Origin of the sequence: Nostoc sp. JL34 (assembly GCF_017114945.1) — a bacterium.
GTDB lineage: Bacteria > Cyanobacteriota > Cyanobacteriia > Cyanobacteriales > Nostocaceae > Nostoc.
Genome location: NZ_JABXKQ010000090.1, coordinates 1 through 7,610, shown reverse-complemented (window position 1 = coordinate 7,610; position 7,610 = coordinate 1). Strand labels below are relative to the sequence as shown.

At 38.1% G+C, this 7,610-nt stretch carries 12 protein-coding genes; 5 read left to right on the top strand and 7 right to left on the bottom strand.

The window, feature by feature from the left end:
• From HWQ44_RS17050 to HWQ44_RS17040, 3 genes are all read left to right on the top strand, one after another.
• A partial coding sequence (locus HWQ44_RS17050; protein WP_292720730.1) for a hypothetical protein occupies positions 1–210 on the top strand: 210 nt, incomplete at its 5' end.
• Between the two features lie 89 nt (positions 211–299).
• Positions 300–509: a hypothetical protein gene (locus HWQ44_RS17045; protein WP_292720727.1), complete on the top strand. Its 210-nt coding sequence runs from the start codon at positions 300–302 to the stop codon at positions 507–509.
• Positions 510–881: 372 nt separating this feature from the next.
• Positions 882–1,436 carry a hypothetical protein gene (locus HWQ44_RS17040; protein ID WP_292720726.1) on the top strand — a complete coding sequence of 185 codons (555 nt, stop codon included), beginning with the start codon at positions 882–884 and terminating at the stop codon, positions 1,434–1,436.
• Positions 1,437–1,746: 310 nt separating this feature from the next.
• On the opposite strand, the gene HWQ44_RS17035 is transcribed toward HWQ44_RS17040, so the two are convergent.
• Together HWQ44_RS17035 and HWQ44_RS17030 are read right to left on the bottom strand one after the other, a co-directional pair.
• The gene (locus HWQ44_RS17035) at positions 1,747–3,132 is read right to left on the bottom strand and encodes a terminase family protein (protein WP_292720723.1); all 1,386 of its coding nucleotides are present in this window, start codon (positions 3,130–3,132) and stop codon (positions 1,747–1,749) included.
• Position 3,133: 1 nt separating this feature from the next.
• Complete coding sequence (locus HWQ44_RS17030) at positions 3,134–3,502, bottom strand: hypothetical protein (RefSeq protein ID WP_292720721.1); 369 nt, start codon at positions 3,500–3,502, stop codon at positions 3,134–3,136.
• Positions 3,503–3,544: 42 nt separating this feature from the next.
• On the opposite strand from HWQ44_RS17030, the gene HWQ44_RS17025 reads away from it, so the two are divergent.
• Positions 3,545–4,666, top strand: a complete 1,122-nt coding sequence (locus tag HWQ44_RS17025) for an IS630 family transposase (protein WP_292720719.1) — start codon at positions 3,545–3,547, stop codon at positions 4,664–4,666.
• Between the two features lie 7 nt (positions 4,667–4,673).
• Here the strand turns inward: HWQ44_RS17025 and HWQ44_RS17020 are convergent, their stop codons facing one another.
• The 5 genes from HWQ44_RS17020 to HWQ44_RS17000 all read right to left on the bottom strand — a co-directional run bounded on the left by HWQ44_RS17020 (position 4,674) and on the right by HWQ44_RS17000 (position 6,671).
• Complete coding sequence (locus HWQ44_RS17020; RefSeq protein ID WP_292720716.1) at positions 4,674–5,039, bottom strand: hypothetical protein; 366 nt, start codon at positions 5,037–5,039, stop codon at positions 4,674–4,676.
• On the bottom strand, positions 5,026–5,289 hold the full coding sequence (locus tag HWQ44_RS17015; protein WP_292720714.1) for a hypothetical protein: 264 nt from the start codon (positions 5,287–5,289) through the stop codon (positions 5,026–5,028). The genes HWQ44_RS17020 and HWQ44_RS17015 overlap by 14 nt, the downstream gene beginning before the upstream one ends.
• A 17-nt stretch (positions 5,290–5,306) precedes the next feature.
• Entirely contained in the window at positions 5,307–5,744 is a 438-nt protein-coding gene (locus HWQ44_RS17010; RefSeq protein ID WP_292720711.1) for a hypothetical protein, read from the bottom strand.
• Complete coding sequence (locus HWQ44_RS17005) at positions 5,734–6,000, bottom strand: hypothetical protein (RefSeq protein WP_292720708.1); 267 nt, start codon at positions 5,998–6,000, stop codon at positions 5,734–5,736. Before HWQ44_RS17005 ends, HWQ44_RS17010 begins: the two co-directional genes overlap by 11 nt.
• Before the next feature lie 110 nt (positions 6,001–6,110).
• Entirely contained in the window at positions 6,111–6,671 is a 561-nt protein-coding gene (locus tag HWQ44_RS17000; protein ID WP_292720705.1) for a hypothetical protein, read from the bottom strand.
• A gap of 524 nt (positions 6,672–7,195) precedes the next feature.
• Between HWQ44_RS17000 and HWQ44_RS16995 the strand changes: the two genes are divergently transcribed.
• Positions 7,196–7,594, top strand: coding sequence for a hypothetical protein (locus tag HWQ44_RS16995; protein ID WP_292720702.1), 399 nt, complete (start codon positions 7,196–7,198; stop codon positions 7,592–7,594).
• Positions 7,595–7,610: the final 16 nt, after the last annotated feature.

The following is a 7,610-nucleotide window of genomic DNA, read 5'->3' as shown; positions in this document are numbered from 1 at the left end:
CAGGGTTTTAGTGGTAGAAATGGGCTATCTAGCACAAAGACCACAGAAACGGGTTTAAGGGTCGTTTACTGTGGTCTTTTTAGGTTATGGACTAGGAATTGGGGATTAGGGTGGGTGGGAAAATGGGGCGTTAATCGAAGTCGTCTGGCAATTCTGCCTCTTTTAGCGTGTCCTGTAGCTTACGGTAGGTGGGTAAAGTGGGAAAAGTAGGATGTTTTGTATGAACCCTTGATTATTCTGTTTTTAGCTTGATATATTAATTACGCATTCAATCAAACACATCAAAAAGAGAAAAAAATATGTCATTTATTTCCCAAGCGCAGGGTGCGATAGATACTGCCGCGCATTTCACTACTTTGGAGGATCGGATTTCCAAATTAGAGGAGAAAAACAGTCAATTAGAGGAGAGGCTCGTGAAGACCGAAGCGCTACTGTCCCAGCACAGCAAATGGATTAGAGAGCAGCAGATAGAGCAGCAGAGAGGGATTTCAGATGCTCATCATGGATAGTTCCCCTATTATACCTTAGAGTGCCCATCAAATGCACACCGCTCTCTTAGCTCGGACAAACTTCTCTACCACAACTACCAGTTCGGGGTGATCTAATACCTGGCACTGCTCCTGTAAGTGTTAAAGTGCCTATCCTAATTTTATAACTGGCCAGCAAGTGACTTCCTTGGTTCAACTTGCTGGCTTTTGATTTAGGAGTAGAGAAAATTGATTCCTAAATCATACTTAGAAATTCAGTACCTTGTATTTTCAATATCAGTACAAAGTAGGAAAAGTAGGAAAAGTAGGAAAAGTAGGAAAGGTGCATCCGTGAGAGATTAGAATAAAGCGCCTTTTGTCAATCAGCTAAAAAACGGGCGATTTCTTTTATGAATGTGCCTTACAGATTATTTTAACTCTGTTTTCGGAATTACTCAGGATGACAATGTAGTTTCTTTAGTAATTAAACTTAAGCGTTTTACCAAAGTCATGAGCAAGAATTATCAGCCAGGTGATCGTGTAATTGAAAAATTTCAAGGTAGAAGTGGTGAGGTGATTAAGCCTAAAGATAATACTTTATTTACTTTGCGACATGCATACATTGTTAGGTTAGATGAACAAGGCACTGAGGAAGAAATTCTAGAGAAGGATTTGGAAGTTGAACATCTAACTCGGTCGGAAATAGATACTGAAACAACCAAATTAAAAAATCTAGTAAAAGAAGAGGCTAACAAAATTTCAGATAAAATTGCAGGCAAAATAGTAAAAGAACTACCTGAACATTTAAGCTACCTTCAAAAGGCTTTAGACTCTCAAGAGAAATCGGAATCTGAAAACGAGTATACTTACATAGAAAAAGAAATGGAAAGAGCATTTAATAGTAAGTTATTTGAAAAAAATATAAGTTTGAAAAAATTAAAGCATTGCTGGAAAAAATCGCTTAAATAAAATGAAAATGACCATCATCTATATACACGATGGTCATTTTTTGCCTATTAATAAATTGCTTTAAAGTCTTGAGAATTATTGCTTTTACATCATAAATGCTTATTTTTTAGCCCTCATTAATTTCAGACCTAACCCTAAACCTAACCCCAAAGTTACGTTCATCTTTTCTTCTTTTTGGCTTGTGCTGTAAGTTCTGTTTGGATTTCCCGGAGCGACCGACCGCGTTTCTTTCTGGGTTCTTCTGTGGGAGCTTCACCTTTTTCAAGTGCCCTGATTTCAGCTTCTAAAATGCGGCGTTCCTTGAGTTCTTTTAATTCGCTGATTGTTTTTCTGACAAATCACTCATATCATCATCTGTTTTCCCGATCGCCGCTCGGTACTGCAACCCGACTTTGCGAAAGGTTTCTAAATCTTTTTGGAGTGGGTCGTTCTTTATCCAGTGAAGTTTGCCACTTTCAATCATGGCTTTAATGCGACTTACCATAGCTCCTTTATTTTCACCATTAAGATTTATTAACTCAGTAGTCAGGTTTGACCGACGATTTTTTATTTGTTGATGGTATATGTTCCCTGATGAGTTCTTTTCAACCCCTAGAAGGGAATTAGGGAACTTGTCAAGCAAGAGCAAAATACGTTCTAAATGACCATCAAAAGTACCTCTGTTAGCCCGATATCCAGCAACCTTGTGAAAATGCCTATTCTTTGTTATTTTCCATATTTGAAGACTACAGAAGTCGCCCCCACCGTCTTGTGTGTCAAGTCCACACACATAGACATATCCGTCTTGTTGCCTTTCTTCTTCAATGTTATCGAGCCAACTAGCTTCTAAGCTTATTGATGAAAAATACTGCTCCTCCGCTTCTGTAAAACTTAAATTGTGTTCCCTATTGATTGTCTCCCAAGGTATTAGTTTTTTCGTGTGCAAAGCTTGTAAAAAGTTTGGATTTTTTGAATAGATTGGGTGCGCTTGATAGTGACAAAAGATTTTAGCAAAACCTTGATTGTCAATGAAATGATAAAAACCTAATTTGTCTTCGACAACTCGCTGACAAATTTCTGTCAATTCTTCAGGGTTCCCAGTACTGGCAAGTTCATAATATAAACCAGAAACACCGTTTGGGGTACTAACAATGTACTCATGAGCCTTATTACCTAACATAGACTGGGTAGGCGTTGCCGCGTCCCTTATGGCTTGTAATTCGTCAACAAAGGCACATTCATCATAAAGTATGTCTGTCACGCTCTCAGCGCTTCTAGAACTCTCTGGTTTTGAGTTTAAGAATCGAAGTCTACCGCCACTACGGATTATTAAATCTCTGAGATTATCTGTTTCTAATTTGATGCCTACGCTTTCACAAGCTCGTTTGCATCTCAATGCCAAAAGGGAGCTATCGATTTGTGTCTTACTGAAGATTAACGCATTGTATCCAGGATTTAAACAAGCTCGATGGAGCATTATACTACAAAACGTCTCAGTTATCCCTAACTGTCTGCCCTTTATTGCAACAATCGAATGATTTCGTGACAGTTTTTCAATCTCAAGCTGGTAGGGATAGGGATTAAACTTTTGAATTAGCCCTTCACTGTTAATATCGCATAACCGTGCGAAATCTTCCCAGTGTTCGGGGATGGTTAAACAGTTTTTATTTTCATTTACGCCGCGTAACTGACTTTCATGTTTTGGTGAAAGAGCCACTCTAAACATCTTTCTTTTTCACCTCATACCCAAGTTTAGTTAACGTCTCCATAGCAACATTAAGGTCAACTACGCTTGGTATTCCGGTCAACTGCATGAGCATGGAATGCAATTTTTGGAGAGCGTTAATCGATGCAATCGGTTGGGAATCTGTAACACCAGTGCGAAAACTTTCTACCTCAGAATAAACAATTTCTAATTGCGACAAATAAATACCTAAATGAGATTTTTGAAGGTAATTAATAATCGCGGCTCCTTCATTAGGATTAAAGTTGTACCTATCAAATTGAATCTCATTTAGAGAGATAGCGAGTAGACCGGGTATTGGTTCTAAGGTTTCCTCTAGTCGGGTAGGTAAGCTAATCGGCACTAAAGTTGCATAATAAGAAGATGAAATAGTGTAAAAGCAACTATGCCACCACCAGCCAAAGAGTTTTTAACGCCGGAACAAGTCGGCAAGCTACAGCAAGCTTTAAAAGAGAGCGACCAACCACACGTCAGGGAAAGAATTTTAATTATTCTTCTGCAAAATGATGAGAAGCCGCAACACGAAATTGCTAAATTTTTAGGCTGTTCGCCAAGAACAGTGGCATATTGGTGTATGCATGGAGATCCAGACAATTTAGAAACCCTGCACAATAAAAGAGAGTACGGGCATTATCGAAAAGCTACTCCTGAATATATTGAACTATTATTAAAAACAGTTGACCATGAACCATCAGATTTAGGTTATGAATTTGGGAAATGGACAGCAGAAAGATTAGCTACATATTTAACTGAGAAAACAGGTATTGATTTAAGTAGTTCTCAGGTAAGGAGGATATTAAAACGAAAAAAGTATAGTTACATTTGGTCTAAGTATGGGCTAGAAGATAAACAAAATCCCATAGATAGAGCAAAGTTCAAAGAAAAACTTATTCAATATTTATCAATAGCACGAGAACAGCCAGAGCGTTTACAGGTATGGTTTTGGGACGAAAGTGGTTTTAGTTTGCGTGTGATCCGCCGGAAGAATTGGGGTAAAAAAGGAAAACGTAAAAATGTTCCAGGGCAACGGCGGTGTGGTCGGGTTAATGTGATGGGAGCAATCAGGGAATTAGATCGAAAACGAGTGTGCTTTTTCGTTAAAAAAGGAAACGCAGATATTTTTTATGAGCAATTACAACAATTAAATGAATTAATCAGGCAAGAATGGGTAAGTAAAGGAAACCGTTTTGAAGATTTTGCAAAATATGGACCGAAGAACATTTTAATTTTAGATAATGCTAGTTTTCATAAACGCAAAGATATTATAGCTAAAATATCTGAAGAATTCCCAAATTTTGTTTTAGAGTTCTTACCTGATTATAGCCCTGATTACAATATTATTGAGTTAGTCTGGCACTCATGTAAAGAATATATTGCTCATCGCTTATTTAAATCAGTAGATGAATTAAAATCACTACTAGATAAGCTGTTGAATCAAGGCGAGTTAGTCATTAAGTGGCATCGGAAAATCAAAAACAAAGGTAATGTCAGTTATATTGCAGCTTAAATGCCGATTAGCTTAAATTAAAGGGCAACCGTTCGGCAAGGTCAACAACTTTCTGATGATTCAGTGCTTGTATCTCAAGGTCGGCTACAGCAATGTCACCTTGTATTTGAGCTTTAAGCGCTCCATCTTCTACATTCTTAAATGTTCCTAATAACTTGTTTTCTCGCTCCCAACTGATAGGAATTGATGAAAGCAACCCACTGACAAAACCTGACCAGAGTAAAAGTTCTTTAGTGTTTAAGTCTGTGTAATTTTTGAGAAGTAACGGTGAAAGAGAACAAGCCGCGAAAGTTGTCAGTAAACCATACTTTAAAGATTTTTTGAAGTTAAGTGACCTTTTGGCAATGATTAAATCTTCTTTAGTGACTACCAATGTAACCTCCCAAAAACGTAAACCCCATCACTGCCACAACTGCGGAGACGTGCGGAGCTAATAAATAAAAAGGATTAGGATCAAGTTGATTGTTTTTGTACTTACTGAAGTCCATGTAGGCAGAGATAGCGATTAACAATAAAGTAATCGCCAATATCGGAATGGTGGTCGTTTGTAGAGAAGGGGTTCGTTCGGTCAAGAATCCCAAAAGTTGAAACCCCTGGCAACCGATACAACCCCAATGAATCATTTTTGAAGTATTCATAATTACAGCAATATTTTAGATTCAGCCAATTGCATAGCTGATTGATACCCGTCTAAATTGTGTTGGATTACTTGAGATTCAATCTCATGGTTGAGGATATTCTTTCCGTGCTTGGCAATAGTTTCTTTGTACTGTTTAGCTTTTCTCATGCTCTGTTCAGCGTGAGTGACTCTGACTTGTAAATTAGCTAGCGCGGTATCTTGTTGCTGAAGTTTGAGCTTAGATTCTTCCTGTAAAAGAAGTGTGGACGCTTCGATGATGCCAGTGTTCTCAGCCAATCTGAAGACTGATTGGGTCGTAGGCGTGTCTGACAATTGCGAAGCGTTAGCTAATCTTTCTCGGTCTGCTCCATTAATTTGTCCTGCGTTGCCTCCGGTTGAGAGCATTGATTTACCGCTATCGTTAGCCCCAAAAAAGTTAGGGAAAAGGTTACTTAACATAGGTTTGAGACTCTTGTAAGGGTTGGTTGTGGTGAGTGACTGAGGCTAGTAAGTAAGTTCCCACTCCTAAAACAAGGGATAGAAACAAATCTACAGCTAAGGCTTCTAGGTTTCCTCTTGATTGACTTTTCATTTGAATTTTTTGATTGACGGTTACAAAATCAAGAACGGCTTGAATTGATTCTTCTGATAGGTTGGACGCTTTGATATCCACTGCGGTGGTTTTGATTTGAATTTTGGAGGTATCCGACTGCATGATTCGTAAGTCCTAAGATTGTGAAAGTGATGAAAAGCCAAAAAGTTACCTTAGTCGTAAAAGAATTTTCCGCAGTCAAAATACCTTCCAAATTCAAAACTTTGAGAATGTCAACTCGAAACTTTCGCTTGTCTGGCTGGTAAACCTTCGCGTATACTTTCGAGACGACTGGAATAGGGATTGTTATAGGTGGCTGATTGTCTTTTGCATTGGTCAACAATATTCTTCAAATATTGATTAGCCTCAAGAGCGTTTCTAGCGTCCTCTTGATTAGCTGCATCAATCACCTCTGCAATAGAACCCGTCAGACTTTCACGCTGAATCTTTCTCTCTTGATTCCTACTAAATAAAAACTCACGAATTAACTCACGAATAGAAATTAAAAATTCTACAGAGTCAGAAAACTCATTTTGATTGGACTCCACAACTTGAAAAACTTCAGCCTCAGACAACTCAATACCCATCTGTGCCGCTTCTATTTTGACCATTGACTGTTTGTCAGAGAGAGTCAAGTTAGAGGATTGTCTATGGCTTAAAACTGAAGTGTTTAACTCTTGTTCCTCAACAACCCTTTGAGCAATACTGTCAGCGTCAAAACTCTCAAAGTGCGTAGCAGCTTTTCTAATCTCTTCATTGTCAAAGCTTTTCTGCTGCGACAAACGTAAAATCAAGGGTTCTAGCCTTGTGCGTATTTTACCCCTTGATAGCAGCAGAATCGTTACAGGGCAAGGGTTACAAGTCCTCTAAGCCTTTTCTGCTGCGACATTAAAAAAAGTGGATTATCCCGTTTTGAAGGGTGTTTTTACCAATTTTCTGCTGTCTGAAAGGTAGTGTGTGTAAGAGTTTCAGCCTAAAAGTGTCACACCAAAATTTTTGCACAAAGGGAATAGAAAACCTGTGTTTTTAGCGGTTCTAACCCGTCTCACAAGAGTTGTTACTTATGAGAATCTAACTAACGAGAAGCCTCGTTCTGATAAGTAAAGGTTGCGAGAATACAACTTCTCTACACTTATAAGTCCACAATAATATAGTAAAACAATCAAATATAAAAAATTATACCGATTATCAATAATAACACTAGTTTTATCTACCTGTAGATATAAGACCAAGAGACTAATTACCTGGTATATCAAGTTAATAGCTTGATTTAGGCTATTAAAATCAGATGAAAATAGAGTGAAGAGGTCTTAACAACATGGCTAATGCACATTTTACAGTTCAAGAAATAACTGCCGAGCAGCTTACACCAGGTGGAGGAAATGATGAAATCTATCTAACCTGGAAGAGCAAGGATGAAGTACCTAGTCTGCCTGTTAATGAGCATACAAAATTTTGGCCCGTTGATAAGGAATATGAGAACTTCTCTACAAATGGTCAGACAATAAAACCTGGTGACACAATAAAATTTCCAGTGGATCTAGAATTGGAGCTTTTACTTTGGGAAGCTGATAAACCTTTAGGAGAAGGAGCAACAGACAATCAACTTGGTAACTATATTCTCTTTCCAGCACAAAATACTCAAAAAGATATAGTTTTTGCAGGCGGCGGCGGGAGATATAGAACCCATTTGACATCTTTTACTGTGTTGAAGTAAAGTGAGCGCAAAAGTT

Excerpts from the sequence above, each read along its gene's own strand:
- HWQ44_RS17005 (WP_292720708.1), bottom strand. The coding sequence starts at position 6,000 with ATGCAGTCGGATACCTCCAAAATTCAAATCAAAACCACCGCAGTGGAT.
- HWQ44_RS17045 (WP_292720727.1), top strand. The coding sequence starts at position 300 with ATGTCATTTATTTCCCAAGCGCAGGGTGCGATAGATACTGCCGCGCAT.
- HWQ44_RS17025 (WP_292720719.1), top strand. The coding sequence starts at position 3,545 with ATGCCACCACCAGCCAAAGAGTTTTTAACGCCGGAACAAGTCGGCAAG.
- HWQ44_RS17040 (WP_292720726.1), top strand. The coding sequence starts at position 882 with ATGTGCCTTACAGATTATTTTAACTCTGTTTTCGGAATTACTCAGGAT.
- HWQ44_RS16995 (WP_292720702.1), top strand. The coding sequence starts at position 7,196 with ATGGCTAATGCACATTTTACAGTTCAAGAAATAACTGCCGAGCAGCTT.
- HWQ44_RS17010 (WP_292720711.1), bottom strand. The coding sequence starts at position 5,744 with ATGTTAAGTAACCTTTTCCCTAACTTTTTTGGGGCTAACGATAGCGGT.
- HWQ44_RS17015 (WP_292720714.1), bottom strand. The coding sequence starts at position 5,289 with ATGATTCATTGGGGTTGTATCGGTTGCCAGGGGTTTCAACTTTTGGGA.